24 protein-coding genes are annotated in these 25,446 nt (G+C 46.2%); 6 read left to right on the top strand and 18 right to left on the bottom strand.

The window, feature by feature from the left end:
• Positions 1-266, top strand: a 266-nt coding sequence (locus VL525_RS01070) for a hypothetical protein (protein WP_325382390.1), incomplete at its 5' end; no start/stop codon positions are given.
• 40 nt (positions 267-306) lie between these two features.
• Here the strand turns inward: VL525_RS01070 and VL525_RS01065 are convergent.
• Positions 307-1,029 (bottom strand): SGNH/GDSL hydrolase family protein, encoded by a 723-nt coding sequence (locus tag VL525_RS01065; RefSeq protein WP_325382388.1) that lies wholly within the window; start codon positions 1,027-1,029, stop codon positions 307-309.
• A 245-nt stretch (positions 1,030-1,274) separates the two neighbouring features.
• On the opposite strand from VL525_RS01065, the gene VL525_RS01060 reads away from it, so the two are divergent.
• The 3 genes from VL525_RS01060 to VL525_RS01050 all read left to right on the top strand — a co-directional run bounded on the left by VL525_RS01060 (position 1,275) and on the right by VL525_RS01050 (position 4,787).
• Complete coding sequence (locus VL525_RS01060; protein WP_325382386.1) at positions 1,275-2,765, top strand: TonB-dependent receptor; 1,491 nt, start codon at positions 1,275-1,277, stop codon at positions 2,763-2,765.
• Between the two features lie 91 nt (positions 2,766-2,856).
• Entirely contained in the window at positions 2,857-3,780 is a 924-nt protein-coding gene (gene rbsK, locus VL525_RS01055) for a ribokinase (protein WP_325382384.1), read from the top strand.
• Positions 3,781-3,788: 8 nt separating this feature from the next.
• A complete protein-coding gene (locus VL525_RS01050) occupies positions 3,789-4,787 on the top strand; it encodes a GRP family sugar transporter (RefSeq protein ID WP_325382382.1) in 999 nt (332 codons plus the stop codon).
• Positions 4,788-4,819: 32 nt separating this feature from the next.
• Here VL525_RS01050 and VL525_RS01045 read toward each other — a convergent pair whose 3' ends face one another.
• The 4 genes from VL525_RS01045 to VL525_RS01030 form a co-directional block, all read right to left on the bottom strand.
• Positions 4,820-5,572 (bottom strand): peptidoglycan-binding domain-containing protein, encoded by a 753-nt coding sequence (locus tag VL525_RS01045; RefSeq protein WP_325382380.1) that lies wholly within the window; start codon positions 5,570-5,572, stop codon positions 4,820-4,822.
• A gap of 133 nt (positions 5,573-5,705) precedes the next feature.
• Positions 5,706-6,392: a cell division ATP-binding protein FtsE gene (locus VL525_RS01040; RefSeq protein ID WP_325382378.1), complete on the bottom strand. Its 687-nt coding sequence runs from the start codon at positions 6,390-6,392 to the stop codon at positions 5,706-5,708.
• Positions 6,393-6,395: 3 nt separating this feature from the next.
• Positions 6,396-6,599, bottom strand: coding sequence for a fructose-6-phosphate aldolase (locus tag VL525_RS01035; RefSeq protein WP_325382376.1), 204 nt, complete (start codon positions 6,597-6,599; stop codon positions 6,396-6,398).
• Positions 6,600-6,688: 89 nt separating this feature from the next.
• Positions 6,689-7,714, bottom strand: coding sequence for an acyl-CoA reductase (locus VL525_RS01030; protein WP_325382374.1), 1,026 nt, complete (start codon positions 7,712-7,714; stop codon positions 6,689-6,691).
• 101 nt (positions 7,715-7,815) lie between these two features.
• Between VL525_RS01030 and VL525_RS01025 the strand changes: the two genes are divergently transcribed.
• Both VL525_RS01025 and VL525_RS01020 read left to right on the top strand, forming a co-directional pair.
• Positions 7,816-8,169, top strand: a complete 354-nt coding sequence (locus VL525_RS01025; RefSeq protein ID WP_147032153.1) for a 4Fe-4S dicluster domain-containing protein — start codon at positions 7,816-7,818, stop codon at positions 8,167-8,169.
• A gap of 116 nt (positions 8,170-8,285) precedes the next feature.
• A complete protein-coding gene (locus tag VL525_RS01020; protein WP_325382371.1) occupies positions 8,286-9,050 on the top strand; it encodes a C40 family peptidase in 765 nt (254 codons plus the stop codon).
• Here the strand turns inward: VL525_RS01020 and VL525_RS01015 are convergent.
• From VL525_RS01015 to VL525_RS00955, 13 genes are all read right to left on the bottom strand, one after another.
• On the bottom strand, positions 9,040-12,831 hold the full coding sequence (locus VL525_RS01015; protein WP_325382369.1) for a DUF2341 domain-containing protein: 3,792 nt from the start codon (positions 12,829-12,831) through the stop codon (positions 9,040-9,042). The two genes, VL525_RS01020 and VL525_RS01015, sit on opposite strands and share 11 nt — an antisense overlap.
• 281 nt (positions 12,832-13,112) lie before the next feature.
• Entirely contained in the window at positions 13,113-14,021 is a 909-nt protein-coding gene (locus VL525_RS01010) for a WD40 repeat domain-containing protein (protein ID WP_325382367.1), read from the bottom strand.
• Positions 14,022-14,087: 66 nt separating this feature from the next.
• On the bottom strand, positions 14,088-14,675 hold the full coding sequence (hisIE, locus tag VL525_RS01005) for a bifunctional phosphoribosyl-AMP cyclohydrolase/phosphoribosyl-ATP diphosphatase HisIE (RefSeq protein ID WP_325382365.1): 588 nt from the start codon (positions 14,673-14,675) through the stop codon (positions 14,088-14,090).
• A gap of 121 nt (positions 14,676-14,796) precedes the next feature.
• On the bottom strand, positions 14,797-15,555 hold the full coding sequence (gene hisF / locus VL525_RS01000) for an imidazole glycerol phosphate synthase subunit HisF (protein ID WP_325382363.1): 759 nt from the start codon (positions 15,553-15,555) through the stop codon (positions 14,797-14,799).
• A 94-nt stretch (positions 15,556-15,649) separates the two neighbouring features.
• Entirely contained in the window at positions 15,650-16,399 is a 750-nt protein-coding gene (locus tag VL525_RS00995; protein ID WP_325382361.1) for a 1-(5-phosphoribosyl)-5-[(5-phosphoribosylamino)methylideneamino] imidazole-4-carboxamide isomerase, read from the bottom strand.
• 6 nt (positions 16,400-16,405) lie between these two features.
• On the bottom strand, positions 16,406-16,996 hold the full coding sequence (gene hisH / locus VL525_RS00990; protein ID WP_325382359.1) for an imidazole glycerol phosphate synthase subunit HisH: 591 nt from the start codon (positions 16,994-16,996) through the stop codon (positions 16,406-16,408).
• 76 nt (positions 16,997-17,072) lie between these two features.
• The gene (gene hisB / locus VL525_RS00985) at positions 17,073-18,221 is read right to left on the bottom strand and encodes a bifunctional histidinol-phosphatase/imidazoleglycerol-phosphate dehydratase HisB (RefSeq protein WP_325382357.1); all 1,149 of its coding nucleotides are present in this window, start codon (positions 18,219-18,221) and stop codon (positions 17,073-17,075) included.
• A complete protein-coding gene (gene hisC, locus VL525_RS00980) occupies positions 18,218-19,264 on the bottom strand; it encodes a histidinol-phosphate transaminase (protein WP_325382355.1) in 1,047 nt (348 codons plus the stop codon). Before hisC ends, hisB begins: the two co-directional genes overlap by 4 nt.
• A gap of 118 nt (positions 19,265-19,382) precedes the next feature.
• The gene (hisD, locus tag VL525_RS00975; RefSeq protein WP_325382353.1) at positions 19,383-20,666 is read right to left on the bottom strand and encodes a histidinol dehydrogenase; all 1,284 of its coding nucleotides are present in this window, start codon (positions 20,664-20,666) and stop codon (positions 19,383-19,385) included.
• A gap of 103 nt (positions 20,667-20,769) precedes the next feature.
• Complete coding sequence (hisG, locus tag VL525_RS00970) at positions 20,770-21,621, bottom strand: ATP phosphoribosyltransferase (RefSeq protein WP_325382351.1); 852 nt, start codon at positions 21,619-21,621, stop codon at positions 20,770-20,772.
• Positions 21,622-21,839: 218 nt separating this feature from the next.
• Positions 21,840-23,084 (bottom strand): DUF2264 domain-containing protein, encoded by a 1,245-nt coding sequence (locus VL525_RS00965; RefSeq protein ID WP_325382349.1) that lies wholly within the window; start codon positions 23,082-23,084, stop codon positions 21,840-21,842.
• 27 nt (positions 23,085-23,111) lie between these two features.
• Positions 23,112-24,620 (bottom strand): hypothetical protein, encoded by a 1,509-nt coding sequence (locus VL525_RS00960; protein WP_325382346.1) that lies wholly within the window; start codon positions 24,618-24,620, stop codon positions 23,112-23,114.
• A gap of 163 nt (positions 24,621-24,783) precedes the next feature.
• Positions 24,784-25,320, bottom strand: a complete 537-nt coding sequence (locus tag VL525_RS00955; RefSeq protein ID WP_325382344.1) for an HAD family hydrolase — start codon at positions 25,318-25,320, stop codon at positions 24,784-24,786.
• Positions 25,321-25,446: the final 126 nt, after the last annotated feature.

The following is a 25,446-nucleotide window of genomic DNA, read 5'->3' as shown; positions in this document are numbered from 1 at the left end:
CAAGAAACCAGGAAAATATACGGGCTATTGCCGATGAGGTTGCGGCATTAGGCCATCCCGGCATCCATTACAGCACCTACCTGCTGCCCGATGGAAAAACATTTATGCACCTGGACCACTTCGACAGTGAAGAATCACACCAGCTTTTGACGGAACTGGGTTCCTTCAAAAAGTTTGATGATGAACTTTGGGCAAGCGGATTAGAGATTGAACCCAAATTGGAGATGCTGGATTTGGTTGCCTCTTCGCAAGGCATTTTCAGTTAATGCCACCTTCGGCATATCTCAGGCACAGTATTCTGGCGCATTATTTCAATCCAAGGACCTGCCCCAATATCGGTTGTTTCATGGTTGCTACGTATATCACGTTATGCCCTGCATTGTTCACATGGATGCCGTCTCCAGCCGAATAGATACTTTTGATCGAATAATCAGCATTACTCAGGTCGTCCAGCGAATCATCCACATGGATAGTGTAGGTGCTGATGATCTTATCATCCAGTGTTTTCAACCGCATCCGCTGGTCGGCAGTTGCAAAGTTACGTGGCTGTGTGCCGCCGATGATGTATTGTACTTTGGCCGAATCTAGCACATGAGCCATTTGAGCATAATTATTCATGATCTCGTCGTCTGAATAACTGTCTGCGATATCATTTGTAGGAAAAGCAATGATGACGAGAGCCGGTTTATATGACAACGCCTTGGTAATATTCCTGGCCGTGTCCGGGTCGGGCCTCGAGGCAACATGATAGCCCGTCTGCATGGCCTGGTAGGTTACATAACCGGGTGCGGCAAGGTTTATTACATTGGCTTTTGTGCCGTCCTTATTGATGGTTGCGGTCATTCTTTTTGCCCACGACGAATCGATAGGCGAGGCGCCGTCTCCAACGGCAGTGGACGATCCGAGTATCACTATTGTAGGTGTAACCTGGGGTTGGGGATCTGGATTCTGAGGATCAACAGGGGTACTTTTTTTACAGCCTGCGCAGCATATCGCTAACGACAACAGGCTTATACTCAATAACTTCATTTCTGCTTGTTTAAATTCATAGGTAACATCGGTATAGCAGTTATACCATAACAATTACAAGTTTAATGAGTGATTTGTTTTAAATATTAATTTGTATTTAATAAATTATAGTTTATCGTAATATTTTACGGTTCAGCGCGTTAAGCCGTTTTTTCATTTTTTTGGGCCGTTATTCCGGGAAAAAGTCGTATTTTTATATGTCTTACCCGTTTATCTTAGTCAGCGCACTATCCATCCATAAGTGTATGAGTATCATCCATAATAAAGATCTTGGAACAAAACAAAAAGCCCTTGCCGTTAACCTCGATCCGTCTATTTACGGCTCGTTTGCCGAAATAGGGGCGGGCCAGGATGTAGCGGCCAACTTCTTTAAAGCGGGCGGTTCTTCTGGCACTATTGCCAAAACTATGTCGGCTTATGATATGGTGGTTTCGGATGCCATTTATGGTGCGCAGAAAGTACGCCGCTATGTTAGCGAGCAACGGCTGATGGCCATGCTTGAACATGAGTATAGCTTACTGATAGAACGTTTGGCGGTGCAGCGGGGAGAAAACACTACTTTTTTTGCCTTTGCCGATACGGTTTCTGCACTTAATTACCATAGGACCAACGATGCGCACGGCTGGATGGGAGTGAGGTTTCAGTTGGAACCCAATGGACCTTTTAACGATGTTATCTTACATGTCAAGCTGCTGGATACAGATAATAATTTGCAGCAGCAAACAGTAGGCATACTGGGTGTTAACCTGTTGTACGCCTGCTTTTATTATCACGGCAACCCGCTGATATTCCTGCTTTCGCTGATGGATGATATGCCCCGGGATCGTATCCAGATCGATATGATCCGTTTCGACGGCCCTGGATTTGAAAAAGTTGATAACCGGCTAATGAGCCTTCACCTCGTTAAATATGGTTTTTCGGATGCCGCACTGTTTAGCCCCGACGGGCAAAACCTGCAGCCATCTGAAGCTTTGTACAAAAAACATATTGTTATGATTCGCGGACGTTTCCGCCCCATCATTAACGTGCACCTGGATATGCTTAACAATGGCGTTAAACAGTTTTTGCAGGAACCTGATGTGGATAAGGATAACGTGGTTGTTATCACCGAGCTTACTTTACAGGCGCTTAAAGAAAGGGATGCCGACCAAACTGCGGAGATAGATGAAAAAGATTTTCTCGACCGTGTCGACATTCTTTGTTCTCTTGGTCAAACTGTAATGATATCTAATTTTCACGAGTATTATAAACTTGTCGCATTTCTCTCAAAAATTACCAAACTAAAGATGGGCGTGGTTTTGGGCTATCCCAACCTGGAATATATATTCTCTGAGGCCCATTACCAGGATCTTCCCGGCGGCATCCTTGAGTCGTTTGCAACCCTGTTTAGCCGTAAGGTTAAGCTGTTTGTTTACCCTACGTTTAAGGATGGAACTATCTATAATTGCCTGCGTTTTTACCCGCCCCCGCATCTCATCGATCTTTACCGGTACCTGATAGCGAATAATAAAATTGAGGATATACGGCATTACAACGAGAAAAACCTGCATATACAAACCGATAAGGTGCTTCAGATGATCAAGCATGGCGAAGAAGGGTGGGAGGAATATGTGCCCGCCGAAGTTGCTGCGATGATAAAGGGCCGCTCCCTGTTTGGATATTCGGCGCCCAATACACAGGTTAAAAATGATACTGCTGCGGCTGATAGTGCCGGAACAGTTGTTGACACCGCCTGAGTGAGCAGGTAATTTCCAATTATTTATTTTATATCTTTAGTCAACCCGGCGCTGCCGGGGATATGGGCGTTCGCGCACTGAACCTAAGATTATGACATCATCCATACTTGTGATTGGCAGCACCAATACCGACATGGTGGTTAAAGCCGACCGTTTGCCTGCACCCGGCGAAACCGTTATTGGCGGCAGCTTTTTTATGAGCCAGGGCGGTAAAGGCGCCAACCAGGCCGTTGCGGCTCAAAGGCTTGGTGGCGATGTGACCTTTATATTCAAGACAGGCAAAGATATTTTTGGAGAAAGGTCTGTTCAATTATTTGAACAGGAAGGGATCAATATCGATCATAGAGTAACTGATGCGGAACTGGCTTCGGGCGTTGCCCTGATAACCGTAGATAAAAACGCCGAGAATTGTATAGCTGTGGCATCGGGCGCTAACGGAACATTGACTCCCGCAGATATTGCGCCGGCTAAGGCTGTTATTGAAACAGCTTCCGTTATTTTGATGCAACTGGAAATTCCCATCGAAACGGTAAGTTACGTAGCCGGGCTTGCTGCTGCCCGTGCATGTACCTTTATATTGAATCCGGCCCCAGCTTGCGCGCTGCCTGCGTCCTTACTTAAAAATGTATCGGTCATTACACCAAACGAAAAAGAGGCCGAAATGCTGTCAGGAATAACTATCGTTGATGACCAAAGCGTCCGGCAAGCTGCGTCGGTCATCCGCGAAATGGGAGTGGATACAGTAATTATCACGCTGGGATCACGCGGGGCATTCATCAGCAGTGACGGGATGGAACAATTTATCCCTGCTATAAAAGTGGAACCGGTAGATACCACCGCAGCTGGCGACGTATTCAACGGCGCTTTAACTGTTGCACTGTCCGAAGGGAAAGTTTTGGAAGACGCGGTGCGCTTTGCCTGCCGCGCCGCAGCCATCAGCGTTACCCGGCTTGGCGCCCAACCCGCGGCTCCTTACAGGAACGAAGTAGAAGATACCCAATTTAAACCCTCATAATTCACGTTATGTTCATTGTTCATACTTATCCGGTAGCGGTAGTGCTTTGTTTCATTACCATGCTTTGCTGGGGCTCGTGGGCCAATACGCAAAAACTGGCCGGCAAAACCTTGCGGTTCGAACTGTTTTACTGGGACTATGTCCTTGGTATCCTATTGTTCTCACTCATTTCAGCATTTACACTCGGCAGTTTTGGTAACGGGGGCAGGGGATTTTTGGATGATTTGCGACAGGCGTCGTCGGCCAATCTTATCAGCGCTTTCATAGGCGGCATTGTTTTTAATGCGGCCAATATTTTATTTTCCGCTGCTATCGCCATAGCCGGTATGGCCGTAGCCTTTCCTGTAGGTATAGGGCTGGCGCTGATACTGGGAGTGCTCCTCAATTATTTTGTAGCTCAAAAAGGCGACCCGGTTTTTCTTTTTGCAGGCGTGGCTTTCATCACCCTGGCCATTTTGTTAAACGCTATGGCTTACATGCGTTCAGGCAGCAACAAGAAAACGTCAACCAAGGGGATCATCCTGTCACTGGTTGCAGGTTTGCTGATGTCGTTCTTTTACAGGTTCATCGCCCGGGCTATGGACCTGGACGATCTCGTTCATCCGGCAACAGGAAAGATGACGCCCTATACCGCGGTGTTTATATTTTCGGTTGGGATATTCATCTCTAACTTTCTGTTCAATACCTTGCTGATGCGGACGCCTATCGACGGCCCGTCGGTAACCTATAAACAATACTTCGCCAACCGTTCTTCAGTTCACTTCGCAGGTGTTTTAGGCGGACTGATATGGGGCATTGGCAATTCACTCAACCTGGTGGCTGCGGGCAAGGCCGGTCCGGCCATTTCCTATGGGTTGGGGCAGGGGGCCACCTTGGTAGCTGCATTCTGGGGCGTGTTTATCTGGAAGGAATTTGCCAAAGCGCCCAAAGGTATAAGCGTTTTGCTTTCATGCATGTTTTTGTTCTTTATTGTGGGTTTGGGTTGTATCATTTATTCGGGAGTTTAACCCAAATAAATGATACGGTATATTTCAGTATTTTAATGTTGAATAAATCCCACGTTGATCGAATTGATCGAGCGTGCGTTCCTTCTGAATACACCTATCCCGTTGCTGCTGCCCCCGGTATTGGTATTACCTTCGATGGTTGTCATTAAACCGCTGACTACTTTTTCAACGATACCGGTATGCCCGTGCCCGCCGCCTGTCGAAATGATAAATATTTGTCCCGGAAGCACAAGAGAAGGGTTGTCTACGGCATCACCATGAAGTATTTTAGTGCCGGTCGTGTTTTCCCATTCATTAAGTACTCCTCCGGTTTTAAACATGGGGTTGGCAGTACCTAAGTTTGCGCAAGCCTCTTTAAAACAGGAATAAACGAATGCCATGCACCACGAAAAGCCCGGGCCAAGGCCGACATTGGCAAGGTAGGCGTTAACCTCAGGTCCGCTGTTGCTTCCCAATGGATTTTCCATTACTCCAACATGGGTGCCTGCAATACGTACTACTTCGGCCAGCAAAGCACTTGGTGCGGTTACCACAGGCGGCACAGTGGCAGCTCCGAATAAAGAGGCCCAGGTGGCCGGCCCGACAATGCCATCGGTAGATAACGGATTGCCGTTGGCATCGGCAAACCGGGTTTGAAATAATTGCACGGCGTTGAACGTGTCGTCACCGAAGCCTCCGTCAACTCCTATCGGGCCGCAGCCCTTGGCGTTCAATTGTTGCTGTACAGCTCTGACAATGTCAGCGTGCGTGCTGTCTCTTCTGATGCTAAAACCGGGGTAATTCATGGGTGTGTGATACAAAGTGAGATTTAATGTATAAATCTACACCTTAACGATTTGACTGACAACCGTTAAAACACCCTAATTTGCGTAATAAACTGCGTAAAACTACTGGAGTTTATATGCGTTTTAGAATATCTTACGCTATCTGCACATCCTCTAAAACCTTACCACTTTCGCATTTAATAATGCGTGACGGGAAAGTACGTATGATATGATAATCGTGCGTTGCGATCAGGACAGCTGTGCTTGACGACTGGCTGATCTGTTTCAGCAATAGAACGATCTCTTCAGAAGTTTCCGGGTCGAGATTCCCGGTGGGTTCGTCAGCAAGAATGATCTCCGGATCGTTAATAAGCGCACGCGCTATCACCACGCGCTGCTGCTCACCGCCCGAAAGTTCATGCGGCATTTTTTTCAACTTGGAGCGAAGCCCCACTTTTTCCAGCACATCGAGGGTTCGTTCAGCTATCAGTTTTTTGTCATTCCATCCGGTGGCCTGCATTACAAATTGCATGTTTTGCTCTACCGTGCGGTCTGTGAGCAGTTGAAAATCCTGGAAAACAATACCCAATTTACGGCGCAGGAAAGGGATATCTTTGGTATTTAAATTTTTAAGCTCGTAACCGCATACATGGCCGTTGCCATCGGCGGCCATCAGGTCGCCGTATATTACCTTAAGCAAACTGCTTTTACCCGAGCCCGTTGCACCTATCAGCCAAACAAAATCACCCTTATCGATATGCAGGTTCACATTGGTTAACACCAGGTGCTTTTGCTGGTAGATATTTACACCGCTGAGTTTTATAATTGAATTTCCGATCATTTCCTATAGTTCTAATTTCAGGATCTGGCCGAAGGGGAGATCCTTTACAATATTCATAATATATTCTGCCTTGCTGCCCAGGCCAACTTTATCCAGCGATTTTTCGGGCCTGTCCACCCTGAAATAAGCAAGCAAGGTAAACTGGTCGTCGCGCAGCTGCACATAATCCGGTATTTTGGCAACGCCTTTTACTTTGATGATATACATTTTTAAGCCTAAAGGTGAAAGGAAAAAAGGCGAAAAGTAAAACCTTTGACCTTTCTGACTTTCGCCTCCTCCCCAAAGGTATCGTTATTTTAAAGCTTTGTCAAGAAATCCATTGTATCCACCCCGTCGGCATAGTCCCACAGTGCTGGCTGCTGGCTTTGGCCGAAATCAACTACCTGGTTGGCCACGTCTAAACGCGCAGCGCTCACAATACATTGTATATTTTCACTTTGCTGCCGTAATAATTCCTGCGCTTGGTCAAGGCTCCCGTAGTTTTCATAAAACAACACTGCCAGCGGCGACGCCATGCTTTTATCTTCTTTCAGTAATAGAAAACCATTATCAAAATGCTTCTCCTTGTTTACCAGGTAGATGGATTTATTATAATCGTAATTGTTATTGTATTTATGATGATTAATAACCTGGTGGTAAGGTTCTATGGCTTCAAAAAACGGCACCACATCGTACCCCGTCGGCACAAAAAGTTTAGAAACATTGCGGCATCCAAGTCCGAAATAGTCGAAGATATCATGACCAAGATCGAAAAGCTGCTGAGCGGTTTCCTGTCCTGTAAGCACTGCTACGCTATTGCGGTTTTTGCGGATGATATTCGGCACTTTGCTAAAATAGTAGTCGAAATATCGGGAAGTATTATTACTGCCGGTAGCTATAACAGCGTCAAAGTTGGTCAATCTTTCTATAAATGTATACCTGTCGCCGAAAGCCGGCTCAATAAGCGTCAACCTTTTCAATACTTCCTTGATCAGCCTGTTATCCTGCGACGATGATTTGATAAGGGCATGGTTGCCCGATATCAGTACACATAACACGTCGTGGAAACCAACCAGCGGGATGTTCCCCGCAAGCACTAATCCTACCTGTTTATTGGCCGCCAAACGGTCAGTGGGATACCTGTTTAACCACGTTGACAGATCTTTTTTATTTAGCATCCTGCCAATCGCCTTTACGGCTTTCTCCACGCTATCGGCTGTAAACCAGGCGTTATAGTGATGCTCGTCACGAATTATAGCAGATAGTTCGTCGTCGGGGCAACTTAATTGTGTTCCTAACGTAGAAAATATATCTGCTAAGTAGGGTATTTCAAATTTTGACATAGAAATGGTGGGTAATTAAACCCTCAAAGTGTTTTTTTGTTATATTTGCATGCTATTTTAGCAAGGCAAAGGTATATCAGAATATAAGATATTAAGAAAATATGGCGATTAAAATCACCGACGAATGCATAAACTGTGGGGCTTGCGAACCTGAATGCCCAAATAATGCAATTTACGATGCAGGCGCAGCATGGCGTTTTTCGGACGGAACGGGATTAAAGGGCTTGATCGATTTTGGAGATGGTAATACATTGAATGCAGAAGAAACTCAGGCTGCACTGTCGGACGATATTTACTATATCGTACCGGATAAGTGTACAGAATGTGTTGGTTTTCACGATGAGCCACAGTGCGCAGCCGTTTGCCCCGTTGATTGCTGTGTGGATGACGAAGACGTTCGCGAAAGCAAAGAGGAATTGCTAGCCAAGAAAGAATGGCTGCACATGAATGAGTAGTTAAATATTTTAGTTTTATAACGAGGGGATGTATCGAAATATACATCCCCTTATTTTTTTTATGAATTTTTTAACCTATCGTTGCGTAATTTTTTTTACCCTTCGAAACCTGGATAATGGAATACGGTATTTGTAATCTTGCTGTAATACCCTTGCGCGCAGAACCAAGTGACAAAAGCGAACAGGTTTCGCAGATATTGTTTGGCGAGGCATTTGAAATTATTGAATGGCAGGACAGGTGGGTGAAAATAATTACCGCCGATGACAATTACGAAGGTTGGATAGGACGGCTGCAATTTGCGATGCTGGGCCATATCGCCTATAAAAGCTTACAGCAGACCCCCGCGCCACTAACCTACCGGGCGGTAACACAGGCATGGAAAAAACCCGACAACAGTGTACTGTACCTCCCGGTGGGCAGCTCGCTGGTGTTCCTTAAGGGTACTACCTGTCATATTAATAACGAAAAATTTGAGATCATCGGCGAAATAGGTGAGACCGAAGCTGTTGATGTGACAGCAAAATCGTTCCTGAACACCCCGTACCTTTGGGGGGGGCGCACGCACTACGGTATCGATTGTTCGGGCTTTACCCAAGCGGTGTTTAAGCTTCGCGGAATCCACCTGCGCAGGGACGCATACATGCAGGCCGAACAGGGCGAAACGGTAAATTTTATATCAGAAGCTAAACTCGGCGACCTGGCATTCTTCGATAACGAAGAGGGACGCATAACGCACGTGGGCATTATGCTTAATAGCGGGCAGATCATCCATGCATCGGGCCGCGTCAAGATAGACCCGGTAGACAGCCAGGGTATCTTTTCTGAAGAACAGAAAAGATACACCCATAAGCTGCGCATCATTAAACGCTTTAATCCTTAACAAAGCTGGTTATACCAACCAGGCTTTTACTTTTACTGTTCATCACCTGCACCAGGTAGGTGCCCGGTTTCAGGTCGGCTATACCTGCTTTCCAGTTCGATTGCTGCGACGAAGATTGCTTCACTACGGTGCCTGCCGAATTCATGATCCTGATAGTATAGGCTGCCTGCGTGGTGGCCGGCCCCATTGTTAAATTAATTGTGGTTGCGGCGGGGTTTGGATAAATGCTTATTTTACTGATATTATCGCTCTGTAATGAATAGGATAGTTTTACAACATTTGAATAGGTAGCGTCGTTATTGAAGTCGAATTGATTTATCCGGTAACGGTTATCGCCGATAACCGGCTTTTTATCCAGCAACGTGTAATTACCGCTGCCATTTGAAACAATACGGCCTATTTGCTCAAACGAGGTGCCTTTGTCAGTGCTCCTTTCGACATAATAAATAGTATAATCAAATTCATTTTTAGCCTTCCATTTAACAAGCGAACCGTCTTTGGTTTTTACAGCATCCAGGTTCAACAACTGCGCGGTCAAATTCGGGTTCTGCCCAATGATCAACTGAAACCGATCCGTCCCAAAACTTCCGGGATCGCTTAGGTTGATATCAAAGCTATAAGTCAGAGCCTCGCGTAAGTTTACCGAGTCGCGGTTCAAATTATCCTTTAGCCAGATACTGTATATCGCAGGCAGGTCGCGTAACTCCGATAGTTTAAGCTGGTAGGTGCCGCTGGCTGTTGCGCTGACGAACAACGGCATCACCTGCGCCGTTTTTCGGGGAAACGGCACCGTGCTGATGCATAGTTTTACGCTATCGCTTGATAAAACTGACATGCTCTCTTCCGGACTCATGCCACCCATATCTTCAGCATCCTCCAGGCTCGTGTAAGCCGCAGACGCCTTGTCGTTTAGCCTGACAACTATTTCGTCGTTATTTTTTGTGTCCTTTATCAATTGTAAGCGTACCAACGGTTCCGGTGCAGCAGTTGTTATCTTCGGCTTACCCATCAGGTCGTTCATTTTGGTTATCGAAGGCTGTGCCGTTGTTTTGGCGGTTTCCCTGAACGATAAGCTTTGGGTAGTTGAACTTGCCCGCACAAAAAAGCCCTCACCGCTGGCTATCATATTCGTAGCCGAACCAACGGCTGTTCCTGGATCGAGGTTTGTTGTAGTGTCAGCAGCTGATACCGCACCTGCTTTCTGCATATATGCTTCAAATTGCTTGGTAGTAGCGTTCCACATATATATAGTTGAACCAAGCCCGCCGCTTCCGTAAATAGACGAATTTGAAACAGTTGAATTCCTGTTGTACTTCTCCCAGTTGATAGTTGATGCATACGGGTTGCCTACAAAGGTAAACCCGCGTGTTGTCGAATTGGCTAAGGTAGTGGTATAGGAAAGGTTGTTGCCCAGACCATTGGCACTGTTAGCGAACCACAGTTTAACGTTTATGGTACCGGTATTTAATGTGCCGGTTTGTGTTAAAGTAACATCTTCGGGGTAGTTATAGGGAAGAGTGGTTTTAGTTCCGGCGGTACTCCCGTTATTATTCTTATTTCCCCGGAAAAAGAACAATACGCCGTTGCCGACAGGGATATTTACCGTGGTGTCGGCAATATTGGCTGTTGTCAGCCGCTTTTGCGTGCCGATGTCATAAGCGTTAGCGTTGTTGATCTTGGCAATACCCTTCCAAAGGCCGGTGGTGTAATTAGCATCGCTGTGTAACAGATCCTCCCTGAACAAATAGGTGGATGGATTGGTACTTGGAGTGGCGTTAAAGCCCCCTCCGGCCGCACCGGACACCAGTACACTGTTTTGCAGGTAATTGATATCATAAACATTAACGCCGGACACAGTGCCCGTATATACCGCCGAAGAGATAAGGCGATATGCGCGCTTGGAAATATCTGTGGGGTAACTTCCCTTCACAAAGCGTTCGACGTTTACCGTACCGCTGATACTGCATCCCGAAGGTATTGCAGCGAAATTGGCGGTTTGCGCCTGCGTACTTTTTAGCGTAAGCGCAGCCGGTGATGATTCGATGACCAGTTTACCCTTGGTGAGTGTGAGCAGGCTGTAAATATCTACCGGTCCGCCGCTTATATCTATTGTTCCGGCAACCGAATTATTTACCTCCATTGCGCCAAGCTGCGCCGTGCCGGCAGTGTTACTCCCATAATAATATTGCGAAGAAAGTGCGCCGTTCCAGGTTATTTTCGATGAATAATTGTTGTTATAAAGTATTTGTCCGCCGCTGCTGTTGTAAATATTGCAGCCCACGCTTAAAGTTTTCCCGTTAAGGTTGACGTACGCGCCCGCACCGATAGTTAGCGCATAACAGCCCGTGCTGGAGCCCAGAGTTGGGTAATTGGATAACCCGGCAGGAATAACCCAGCTAACATTTGAATTGACCGGCGCTTCATTGGATACACCGGATGTGGTATTGTTCCAGTTATTAGGATCGCTGGCATTGGTATTAATCCCTTTCCAGGTATAGGTAAGATAACCGGCAACAGTTGACGCTCTTGTCGAGTTGGTTTGCATGGAGCCGGCTGTTGTAAACGTAGCAGCATCCCGTTGATTAATATATTCAGCTTTCACCCAATCGGCTGAAAGCGTTGCACCGATGATGTGGGCTTCGTCCATTGTACCGGTATAGCTTTGACCGCCGGGAGTGTGAAGCCCGCTGCCGCCAATGTTGTTGTTAATATAGTCGCCAAAAGATACCATGTCCACTGCCCCGGAGAAAGGCGGATTTCCGCTGTTGGAAGTGGGGCCGGTTACCAATGTGCCGTCTATGTAAAGCCAGCTTTGTTTGGTCGACGCCTTATAAGTGTAGGCATAATGATGCCACGTATTTGTACTTGGCGCGGTGCCATACTGAACCAATGGCGTCTTCCTGTTCGCCCATCGCCAGGTTTGCACGCGCGGCAGTGGCGTTACTGCGGTTTCGACAAGTATACCCAACTGCGTGCCGTTACCTGTTGTAGTCGGGTTGGTGCTATTTTCAAGTACCATGAAATTTGCGGTGTGCGGCGGGGTGGAGGGGTAGCTTGCCCATAATGATAGTGACTGGTCGTCCTGCGAGTTTGGCATGCCCGTTACGCCGGTGGCCATTACCGATGTCGCCGATAACGTAATACCGGCACCAATTTGGGAGGAGGTATTTTGGGTAACGGTACCGGTGCTAACCGTTGATACATCGTTACTGTGTACGGTTCCGTCGGCAAACTGGGGGGCCGCGCCCGATGGATCTTCGTTAAAGTGATAAACGCCCCCGTAAGTAATGCTGGCGGCAGCCGTTACATTGCTCCAGGTTTGTTTTTGCCACGCAGTCGTGTGCGAAACGGATGTAGTGCCTGTCGGGCCGAAATAAACATAAAATTTATTTAATCCATTTGCAGAGCCGCTTTTATAAAGTGTGGGCACTTTTACCCAAAAATAGATAGTACCGGTGGAACTATCCCAGCTTTCGATCTGGTAATTCAGTTCAGTAGAAGTTGAATAGGCGCTGTCGATAATGGCGAAGGGCGGGATTGAAGCAGAACCACCGGTTTGATCCTGGCAGGGCCCGGTAACAAAAGTCGGACTTACTACTTTTAGCAGGGCTACAAAATTGGTTTGGTCAGTGCTGATCCCTAACGAAGTATTGTTAATGGTTAACGGAATGCGGAAAGCATAGTTATCGTAATAAGTTGTTTGTGAATGTGCTGTTTTACCGGACAGTATGATCACGATCGCGATCAGGACTGTTTTTAGTAAAGTAAATGTTCGTTCCATAGTCGGTTAAGGCTAAGTGATTATAGGTGGTGAAGTGGGTTGAATGCATGGATAAACAAATAACAATAAATAGAAGGTAGCTGTAATTATAGGTTAATGACATAGGGGAAATCCAATAACCATATGGTTATTTTACGCCGTGGTTTCAGTAAAAGTTGCGTATAGCGGGAGGGTAACTTTTAGTATACTGTGATACAGCAGAATAATCTGCTCAATTCAAGTTAATAAATTGGTAAACAGTTTGTTACAACGATTTGGGGTGCTGTCTTTAATGTGCTGCTTCAGCTAAATGATAAACGCCATATAATGATGGTTTTATCATCGCTTACCGAAAGAAGTTCATCGCCGTTCCAGGTAAGTTTATTAACTGAAAGTTTATGTGTGTTGTGGCCTTTCTCCCGGCTAATGATCTTGTAAAGTTTAAAATCATCAGCACCCCAAATTTTGATACTTTTATCCATACTTGCCGTGGCGAAATAGGGTTTGTCAGGATGGAAAGCAATATGGTTAACCGCAAACAGGTGCGCGGGTATATTTTTTATTAATTCGAATGATGTACTATTCCATATTTTCAACTGTGCATCGCGCGATCCGCTAACCAGGTAGGTGCCATCCGGCGAGAATTGTACAGCGAAAACAGGCATGGTATGCCCGTGCAGCACTTTTAGTAGGGAATAGTCGGCCAGGTCATAAATTTTCACCGTGTTGTCGCGGCAGCCAAAAGCAACGAGTTTTTCACCCGGCGAGATCGAAATGCTGCGAATGGTATCATGCGACACTTTAACCGTGTAAACCATTTCCAAGGTCTCCAGGCTCCATATCGAAACCGTGCCGTCCTCGGATGCCACCAAAAGCTCTTTCTTACTACCAGCCGATTTAATATCGAACACAGGCGCTTTATGATGTTTCAGCGTTTTGATGATCTTTTGTTCCAGAAAATCAAACACCAGCACATCACCGTTACGCAAACCGGCAAACAGCAGGGGATACCCAACAGGGCAATGAATAGCATAAATAGAAGCAGCAACCGGGAACATCACCTTAATAAAGGAATTATCCATTATACTCCATTCCACCAGTCCTTTGTCATTCCCGCCCGTAAACAATATTCCCGGCTTTTGGGAAAGCTCCAGCGTAAATATCGGGTTACCGTGACCGGTCAGTTCTGCTATTTTTTCTGCGGTGATCATTATCGAGTTTGTAGTAGTCGGTTTGCAGTACACAGTTATGCCAACCGCGAACTAATAACTACCGACTTACTTATGTCTGTCTTCCAAATTCTTCGCTATCGTCTCCAGGCTCAACCCCTTTTCGCGAAGCAAAACGATCAGGTGAAAAATAAGGTCCGAGGTTTCGTCTATCATTTCAGCTTCGGATTGGGCCAGGGCTGCAATAACCGTTTCGACGGCTTCCTCACCAACCTTTTGGGCGATCTTGTTCAGACCCTTGCTGCGCAGTTTATTCACGTATGAGCCTTCCTGCGGATTCTCGTAACGATCGTTAACGATCTGCTCCAGTTGCAGGATGAAGTTTTGATTATAATCGGTTTTGAAGCAGCTGCGCGATCCGGTATGGCAGGTAGGGCCATCGGCTTTTACTTTGATGAGCAGGGTATCGTTATCGCAATCTTCATGAATGCTTTTGACATGCAGGAAGTTATTGCTGGTTTCGCCCTTGGTCCACAGCCGGTTTTTCGAGCGCGAAAAGAAGGTCACTATATTTTCTGCAACGGTTTTGTCGTATGCTTCCTGGTTCATATAACCCAGCATCAGCACTTCCAATGTATGCTCGTCCTGTATTATTACCGGGACTAATCCGTCGCTTTTATTGAAATCGATATTCATTGTTTATTTTCTTACATCATTGCGAGGCGCGGGGCGGCTGGCGTATTGGAGCGACAACTCAATCTCGTCGAATGCGCAGCGACGTGATTGAGTCGTCGTGCCTCCTCGCAATGACAATTGTTTATTGTTCTCTTACCTCAATATTATTCTTTTTTAGCACCCGCTTCAGATCGGGTATCAAAATTTCCCCATAATGAAACACCGAAGCCGCCAAAGCCGCATCCACATTGGTTTGCTCAAATACATCCACAAAATGCTGTACTGAACCAGCGCCACCCGAGGCAATCACGGGGATATGCACTGCATCATTTATCTTTTTCAGAAAGGTGTTGTCAAAGCCGCCTTTGGTGCCATCATGGTCCATCGAGGTAAGCAATATCTCACCCGCACCGCGACTTTCAGCCTCCCGTATCCAGTCAAATGTTTCTTTTTCGGTAGCTATGCGTCCGCCGTTCAGGTGTACCAGGTTTTTATCGCCAACACGCCTTGTATCTACCGCTACGATCACAAACTGCACCCCAAAAGCTTTTGCCAATTCATCTATCAGCGCCGGGTTTCGTACCGCAGCCGAATTGATCGAGATTTTGTCGGCACCTGCTTCGAGCAGCGCATCCGCGTCGGCAATTTCGTTAATGCCCCCACCTATAGTGAAGGGAATATTGACCTGCCTTGCCACAGCCTTTACCAATTCAACCATAGTTTTCCGGCGCTCGTGTGTGGCGGTAATATCCAAAAAAACCAATTCATCGGCACCTTGCTGCGAATAGTTCCAGGCCAGTTCTACAGGGTCGCCTGCATCACGCAGATCGACAAAGTTGACGCCTTTTACAGTGCGCCCGTCTTTTACGTCGAGACAAGGGATGATTCTTTTAGAGAGCATATTAGTAAACTATGTCATTGCGAGCGTAGCGCGGCAATCTCTTCATTATGCATTCAACGAGATTGCTTCGTCGTTTCACTCCTCGCAATGACAATCAGATAGAAATAAGTGATTTTAAATTCCAGTTCTTGATCTCTTCAATGCTGATCTTGCCCTCATAGATGGCTTTGCCAACTACGCAGGATTCCACTTTGATCTTGCTTAGCTGGATAATATCTTTCATCGAGCTTACCCCGCCCGAGGCGATCAGCTTAATAAATGGCGAATGGTCGAGCAGTTTTTGATAAAGATCGACACCTGCGCCGCCCAGTTTACCATCTTTATTGATGTCGGTGCACAGGAACCGGAAGAAGCCCAACTGCAGGCATTTATCAACATAGTCCATCAGTTTAATGGGCGAGCTTTCCATCCAGCCGGAATATTTGATCACCTCGTCCAGCACATCGATAGCGACGATCACCTGGTCCGAGCATTTGTCTTTGCCACATATTTCCTGGGCAAGGCTGGTTAAAAAGTTTGGATTCGTGATGGCCTGGGTACCAACGATCACCCGAAACACCCCGGCATCGATCAGTTCTTTTACTTTATCAATGCTACGGATACCACCGCCGTACTGCACCTTCATATCGGTTTTGCGGATAACGTCAAACAGGTATTGCTGGTTGCTGAAATCGTTGCGGGCACCGTTAAGGTCGATGATGTGGATCATATCCGTACCATACGACTGGTATTGCTCTATCATTTCTTCCAGCGTAACGTCGTACTCAGTTACCTGTTCGTAGTCACCCTCGCGCAGCCTTACTACTTTTTTATTTAAAATATCTATTGCAGGTATTATGTACATGTCTGTTTATATGTTTGAAAAGTTAGTTAGTAATTGTTCGCCATACTTGCCCGATTTTTCGGGGTGGAACTGTACGGCGTAGAAGTTATCCTTCCAAATTGATGCCGAAAACTTTGTACTATAAGTGGTTGAAGCCAAAGTATATGCTTTATTGAACTCAATAAAGTATGAATGTACAAAGTAAAAGTGTGATCCGGTCGGAATATTTTTAAAAAGTGGGTTATCCATTTCCTGTTCAACCTGGTTCCAGCCGGTGTGCGGTACTTTGTATTCGGCACTGTCAGCAAAACGCAAAGTTTTTATCGGGAAGATATTCAGCAGGTTAGCATCGCCTTCTTCGGAATAGGAGGTAAGCAGCTGCATGCCCACACAAATGCCCAGCGTAGGTTTTTGCAGCGCTTTGATCTTTTTCACCATGCCACTATGTTCAAGCTTATTCATGGCAGCGCCTGCGTGTCCTACTCCGGGGATAATATAACGGTCAAACTGTTCAAAATCAGCGTCACTGTTTACCATACCATATTTTATGCCTAACCGCTCCAAAGCAGCAGTTAAGCTGAAAATATTCCCGGCGCCGTATCTTATGATTCCTATCATTAATTAGTTTGCAGTTTTTAGTTTGCAGTGGCAATTTTGGGTTTACAGTGTAAACTGCAAACTGTTAGCTGCCAACTTATAGAACGCCTTTAGTCGATGGTAAAACCATCTTATCAGCATCACGCTTAACCGCCATTTTTATTGCTTTGGCGAAGGCTTTAAATATAGCCTCTATCTTGTGATGCTCGTTTTCGCCTTCGGCTTTAATATTGAGGTTGCATTTCGCCGCGTCGGAAAATGATTTGAAAAAATGGAAAAACATTTCCGTCGGCATTTCCCCTATCTTTTCACGTTTAAATTCAGCATCCCAAACTATCCAGTTCCGCCCGCCGAAATCAATGGCTACCTGTGCCAGGCAGTCGTCCATCGGCAGGCAAAAGCCATATCGTTCTATGCCCCTTTTATCACCCAAAGCCCTGGCGAATAATTCGCCCAAAGCAATGCCTGTGTCCTCAATGGTATGGTGCTCGTCGATGTGCAGGTCGCCTTTGGCATTTATCTCCAGATCGATACTGCCGTGCCTGGCAATCTGGTCTAGCATGTGATCAAAAAAATGCAGCCCTGTGGATACTTTTGCTTCACCGGTGCCGTCCAGGTTTACTTTGATGTATATATCAGTTTCCTTGGTGGCACGGCGATGCTCTGCAACCCGTTCACCAAGCTTTAAAAATTCATACACCTTTTGCCAGTCGGTAGTCTCAAGGGCAATCGTTTCATGTAGCGCATCGTGCTGCTCCTGGCTAAATTCGGCGCCGCCTAAATTTGACCCGTCATTAAGCCAAATGGCCTTTGCACCCAGGTTTTTAGCCAGTAGTATATCGTTCTTCCGGTCGCCAACGGTGTAGGAGTTTTTAAGGTCGTATTTCTCTGTGTCAAAGTATTGCGTGAGCAACGCCGTTCCCGGCTTGCGGGTGGGGGCATTGTCTCTCGGGAAGGTACGGTCGATATGAAAAGCCCCGAATTTAACCCCCTCGTTTGCGAAAGTATCCACCACAAAATTCTGGATAGCATTAAAAGATTCCTCCGGGTAAGACGCTGTGCCTAATCCGTCCTGGTTGGTTATCATGGCTAACTCGTAGTCCAGTTCTTTGGCGATCTTTGGCAGATATGTTAGCGCCCCGGGATAGAATTTTAGCTTGGCGAACGAATCGATCTGTTCGTCGGCAGTCTCCAATATCAGGGTGCCGTCACGGTCGACAAAAAGTACCTTCTTAGGTGCGCTCATTTGTAATCCTGTAAAGTTTGTAATAATATGATATTTTCATCCGGCGTGCCGACCGTAACCCGCAGGCAACCTTCGCATAATTCTACTTTAGATCGGTCGCGAACAATAATGCCTTTGCCCACCAGGAAGTTATAGATCCCCCTCGCATCGGTGGTTTTTACCAGGATAAAATTCGCATCGGAAGGGTAGATGTCCAGTACAAAATCGAAGTTTTTTAATTCAAGTACCAGTTTATCGCGCTGCGTTAAAGTTTCTCGTATCCAATTATTTACCTGGTCTATATTCTGTAGTGCTTTAAGTGCCAATTGTTGCGATGCCTCGTTCACATTATAAGGTGGTTTCACTTTGTTCATCACCTCAATGATCTCCTCGCTGGCGAAAGCCATACCCACCCTCAAGCCCGCCAAACCCCATGCTTTTGACAGCGTTTGCAGCACCACCAGGTTGGCGTATTCGGTCAGCTCCTGAATAAAAGTTTTCTGCCTGCTGAAGTTGATATAAGCTTCATCCACCACAACCAAGCCATTGAAATTGGCCAGCAGTGTTTCCACATCATCCCGGTTCATCGAGTTGCCGGTTGGGTTATTAGGCGAACAAACAAAGATCAGTTTTGTCTTCGTATCGATAGCCTCGGCAATGCCGTCCAGATTCAGTTGGTAATCTTCCGTCAGCGGTACGCGTTTGATGGCAATATCATTGATGTTGGCCGATACCTCGTACATACCATAAGTAGGCGGCACTAGTATCACGTTATCCACACCCGGATTGCAAAAGCTGCGGAACAGGATATCAATAGCCTCGTCGCTGCCATTGCCTAAAAATATGTTGCGGGCTGGTACGCCTTTGATCCCGCTCAGGCGCATCTTCACGTCGTATTGCAGCGGATCGGGATAACGGTTATAGTTTTGCTCCAACGGCGACCCGAAGGCATTCTCGTTAGCATCTAAAAACACACTGGCCTCGCCCTGGTACTCGTCCCGTGCGGATGAGTAGGGCTTGAGGGTTTTTATGTTTTCGCGTAAAAGGTTATTTATGTCAAACATTGTTTTTCTAATCTATTTGTCATGCTGAACGTAGTGAAGCATCTATTGAGGATTATTTTCATGATCCGTTTAAATCATGATCCGTGATAGATTCTTCGCTGTCGCTCAGAATGACAATTTATTTCATTCTCACTGTCACCGCATTCCTATGCGCTTTTAACCCTTCCAGTTCCGCCAAAGTCTCAACTGTTGGCCCTATGTTTTTGATACCTTCAGGAGTAATGTGCTGAAAGGTTATCTTCTTCACAAACGAGTCAACCGATACCCCCGAATAAGCCCGCGCATATGCACTTGTTGGCAAAGTGTGATTGGTGCCAGATGCATAATCCCCTGCACTTTCCGGCGTTAGGTTACCCAGGAACACCGAACCTGCATTAATGATGCCGGGAGTAATTAGTTTCCAGTTGGCAGTGGCCAGTATCAAGTGTTCCGGCGCGTATTGATTGCTGAAATCCATTGCCTCATCAAGGTTATTTACCAGCACGATGTACGAATTATCCATCGCCTTACCGGCAATTTCCGCACGCGGCAAAACCGGCAATTGTTTGGCCAGTTCGGTCTGCACCTTTCCGGCAAGTTCAGCCGAGGTGGTCACCAGAACAGACTGGCTGTCAACGCCATGTTCGGCTTGTGCTAAAAGATCAGCAGCAACATATTGCGGTATGGCGCTTTCATCGGCTATTACCAAAACTTCCGACGGCCCCGCAGGCATATCGATGGCCGTATTGGTGGTGGATTGAACAATGGTTTTTGCCTTGGTTACATATTGATTACCAGGGCCAAATATTTTATCAACTTTAGGGATGCTTTCAGTGCCATAGGCCAAAGCGGCAATGGCCTGTGAACCGCCGATAAGGTATATCTTTTCGATGCCCAGTAAATGCGCCACATAAGCGATATAAGCATTCACCTTGCCATCCTTCTGCGGTGGCGAACATACCACAATCTCGTTGCAGCCAGCTATCCTCGCCGGGATACCCAGCATCAGGAAAGTGCTTGGCAAAACTGCAGTGCCGCCCGGAATATATAAGCCAACCTTTTCAATCGGCCTCAGTTCGCGCCAGCAGGTAACACCGGGCATGGTTTCCACCTTGTCCTCAGTCTTTAATTGCGTTTGGTGAAACTTGTAAATATTGTCATAAGCTGTTTGCAGTGCCTGTTTCTGTTCGGGTTGAAGCCTCGAGGCCAGTTGGTCTATTTCACTCTTTTCAATAAACAGGCTTTTAAGTTCCACTTTATCAAACCGGGCGGCATATTCAAACAAAGCCTTATCGCCGTTGTCGCGAACGTTTTGTATCACATCCTCCACCACAGCGCGAATCTCCTCTGCCGGGTCAACATTACGCTGAACCAGTTTTTGGATATCTGCCTTGCTTAAGTCTGAATAATTAAAAATTTTCATTTCTAACCCCCTCTAAATCTACCCCGGGAGGGGAGACTTGATTCGTCTTAATGGTTCTAACCACACTTTTGGCCTTCCCTTCCGGGGAGGGTTTGGGTGGGGCTTATAATATTATCTTCTCTATCGGCATTACCACAATGCCCTGCGCGCCGGCTTGTTTCAGCTGACTTATCCTGTCCCAAAAATCACGTTCCGGAATGACGGTGTGTACTGCAACCCAGCCTTCTTCTGCCAATGGCACTACAGACGGACTTTTTACACCCGGCAACAGTTTTGTTATTGCAGGCAGATTTTCCCGTTTAGCATTTAATACTACATATTTGGTTTCCTTGGCACGCAGTACCGACTGCACCCGCTGGATCAACTCCTTTATCAGTTCCTCATTCTCACTGCCTTTGCGCCCTATCAATACCGCTTCGGACGACATCACATCGGCGAAAGGCTGTAAGCCGTTGCTTTTTAACGTACCCCCTGTTGACACGAGGTCGCAAATAGCATCACTCAAACCCAAACCCGGCGATATTTCCACCGAACCGGAGATAGTGCGTATATCGGATTCGATACCCTTTTCTTTTAAAAACTTACTTAAAATAACAGGGTAGGTGGTAGCTATGGATTTTCCGTGCAGTTCGGACAGGTTGTTTATTTTGAACGTGTTTGGTACCGCAATTTTTAATGAGCAGCGGCCGAAACCTAACTTTTGCAGGTAGCTAACTTCCACCTCGGTTTCCTGTATCACGTTTTCGCCTACGATGCCCAGGTCGGCAATGCCGTCCTGGACATATTCGGGGATATCGTCATCACGAAGGAAAAGTATTTCGAGCGGGAAATTGGAGACAGGGGATATGAGCGAGCTCTTGTAATTTTCGAAATTAAGGCCGCAATTTTTCAGTAATTCAACTGATTTTTCGTTGAGCCTTCCCGATTTCTGGATGGCTATTTTGAGTGTTTTCACTAATTTTCTATTAAACTATAAATGGAACGGAGGAGGTTATTTCACGTAGAAACAATACATTATCTTATCGCCTGGTGGCGATGGTGCAGATGAAGATGATGTAACCTGTTAGCGTTCATTTTGTATAGTTAAGCTATAGATGAAGTGCTGCAAATATAGGGATTGGTTTGTTAAATCAAAATAAAATTGTCGCCGGGTGAACCCGTCCCGTAGAAAAACTATAAACTATGATCCGCCGGCATATCAATTCCGTTGGCTATTTTCCTGGACGTCCAATCCTCATCAGGTGCGCTCCAGAAAGGCGCAGACGCGGGTAAACCTAACGGAAGCAATATGAATGAAGCTAAGTACAAGCTCCCGGTCGAGATGTAGTTCTCCCCTAAAGATGGCTGATGCCCGTATAAACCTATCCGTAGCCAGCCGTTTTGGTCGAATACGTCATTCGACGAAGTGAATTTATTGATAACTGCTGTTAAGGCACATCGAACCTGGGCTGGGTTAACCTGGACCGGCAACTGCTGGTGCAAGCTCATGTTTGCAAGATGATGAAATGCGCCGGTACGGTAAGTTATCGACCGGCCTATGATGGGGTAGGAGCCATCAGCTGCTATAAGGCGCTCCTGGATCAGGGCATACCTGGCATTATGTTCCAGTACCTGTTCCTTTGCCGGACCGAAGGATGCATCCTTGTCAGCGATAACATTTAAAATATCGGATAAATAAGGATGTATCACAAAGCTGTTGTAATAATCCCAATGGAATTCGGCTCCGTCACCATACAAACCGTCGCCTTTATACCATTCCTGGTGCTGGCTAATGGCATAGCTGATCTTAGCTTTATCAAACGGCTCATTTATTGACAGGAAAAAGGTTTCTATCATCGCCGAAAACAAGAGCCAATTGTTTTCGGGTGGTTTAAAGTCGTGGGTTTTTCGTAAACATTTAATAATCTGCCGCTGTGTTCTGCTGTCCAGCCCCCTCCATAATTTCGGGCAACGTAACAGGGCATACGCAAAGAAGGAAGCGTCTACAAGCGGTTGGCCACCTTCTTCGCCCCAGTTCATATAATCGCGGGCCTTTTCATCAACCGAAACGGCAACAGATCTTAGTGCGAGCTCAAAATACTTTTCCTGGAGGTTCTTTTCGTCAGCATCCAATTGTTCGGCCTGCAGCCAGGGCGCAATGCCGCATAATAACCGGCCAAAAGCTTCGAGGTGGGTATATTTAGCTCTGTCTCTTGCCTGCGCCGGGTCGCGGGTTTCAACCGGCATTTTTTCTTTTAGCTGATCTGCCGCCAGGGCGGTTAATACAGGTGACGCCAATTTTTCGAGGTAATTCAACCATAACTGGCGGGCGTTTATGGAAAGCCCTGCTTCAGGCGATGGTTTTTGCGGCGCAATGGTTGGCATTAAAGGAACGACGCCAAGCATCCCGGCATTCTGCAAAAATTTTCTCCTTTTCATCCGTTTATTGATAAGTGAGGAAGGTGTTTACTTTTTTTCGTCAGACAGGTATACTTCCCCTTCTTTCGCGCCGCCAATTTTTACCAATTTCCGGTGAGCCATAATGTCCTTAAGGGGCACAAGTTCGCTGTTATATAACGAGTCGAACCAAACCAGGTAAAAACGTTTTTGCTTATAAAATTTTTCCACATCTTTTCTAAAGAAACTGTGTGGCACCAGTTGCGATGATAAGCCGGTGAACAGCCATACGGCCTCGTTGGCATCGGAATAAACAGGTACGCCGGGTTGAAAAATATTTTTATGCTTCTTCAGGTACGGGCCAAATTCCGACTTATTCCAACTGTCGTCACTGTAGCCTGGTACACCGTAGTCCAGCTCGTCATCGTAGCGCTGGTAATCTATTTTCACGGTTGCATATTCAAATAATAACATAGCAGCGATAGCTGCCACGGCAAGACTGTATTTTAGGATTGCCGAATGAGCCAGCTTTAGCACATCGGGCACCCAACTGGTGCAGGAAATAAGCAGGGGGATGAACATGGGCGATAATAACCGGCTGTTGATAGGCTCGAACCGCGAAAATGTAGCCAAGATGACCATGAATAAGCCATAAACCACTGCAAAACCGATCACCACATTTTCGTAACTATTGATGCGCTGTTTAAACGTTTTCCAGGCCAGTACGCCTATCAGCGAAAGCATGATCACACAGGCAACCAGTATGGCGAATGAGTCGGCCCTGTTGCTCAGCGCGCCCCAGTCGTTGATGACCGTGCCCACACGGAACAGGTTTTGGCTGAACGGCGTGATCGACGGCTCGCGCGTGCCGGTGCTAAGTCCGGTTACACTGCTATTGTACGCCAGGTTGGCAACCAATAATGATATCGATAACATTCCGTATAAAAGCAGGTGGCCTATTTTCTTTTTAACAGGCAATTCAAAATCCAGCAATATCAGCAGGCATCCCGTGCCAACTATGGTGATACCGGCGTAACGGGTAATGCAGGCAACAGCCGTAATAATGCCTGTTATGATCAGCGCTTTTAAAGTATGCCCATGCGTGTATTTCCAATAGGCTATGATAAAAAGCAGTATCTCCAATATAAACAAGGTCTCCGACCACAGGAACGAATAGATCTCGAGCAATGCCGGACTGATAACGATAGCTATAAGTATCAATATTTTGTAGATACGCGAGTGCGACATAAAGCGCTCCATGATCCAGCCGCTGGTGAATACTACTGCAGCAAACAGGAAGCAATTGATCAAATACCCCGCCTGCACAGCATTAGTGCCCGAAAAAAGCTGAATTATTCCTAAAAAGAACGGATAAAAAACCGGGAAAAAAGTAATAGGCGTGCCGGTAAAAGTCACCATGTTACCGTGCGCACTAAAACTTTCGGCGGCGCTGGCGTACATCAGCGAATCGGGCGATAAGCCTACGCCACTGTACGAAGTGTACAGGTAAATGGCATAAAAACCGATACAGGCGAAAATGAACGAATCAAGGTTGGTTATGTAGCGGTTAAGTTTCATATTTCAAATCACGTCATGGCGAGGAACGAAGCCATCTCTTCACAGGACATTCAAACAGCACAATTTCGTTCGGCAAAGTTCAGAGATGGCCACGCTATCGCTCGCCATGACGTTGGATGTTTATTTATAGTTAAGGTAACAGTATTAATTCTAATATAGTTAATTAGTCTATCAAATCCAGCACATCGCTTATCGGCTGATCACTATTAATCAAAATGCCTTTTACCCCTGCTGCCGTTCCCGCTTCAACATCCCGTTCACGGTCGCCGATAAAATAGGACAGGGCAGGGTCGATGTTGTATTTTTCTATTCCACGTACCAATAAACCCGGTTTGGGTTTGCGGCAATCGCAGTCGCCGGTAAAATCGGGGTGATGCGGGCAGTAAAACACATCTGTAAATTCGACGCCGCCATCTTTATAAATAGCTCGCAGCTTGTTGTGCATTTCGGCTAATTGTTCTTCGCTGTACCATCCTTTGGCCAAACCGCCCTGGTTGGTAGCAACTATTAAAAGGTAACCCCGGTCCTGTAATTCCTTTAATGCCTTAATATTGTATTCCAATACATGGAAATCTTCTATACGGCATACATAGTCGCCCATTTCTTGGTTCAACACCCCATCCCGGTCGAGAAAAACGGCTTTGTTCTTGGCAGAATTATTCATCGGTGCAAAGGTAACAATTCTTAAAATATCAGGCATAGTGTAAATTTTACACGCATTTTGAACTCAAATGCTGTATTGAGGGCTGCATGGATATTATGCACACATAGTAAATGGAAAGCCTTAATTGTGAAAATGATATTTTATTTATTAATTTATTGACAA

The organism is Mucilaginibacter sp. (assembly GCF_035492695.1).
Lineage (GTDB): Bacteria > Bacteroidota > Bacteroidia > Sphingobacteriales > Sphingobacteriaceae > Mucilaginibacter.
This window is presented reverse-complemented; position numbering and strand designations above follow the sequence as displayed.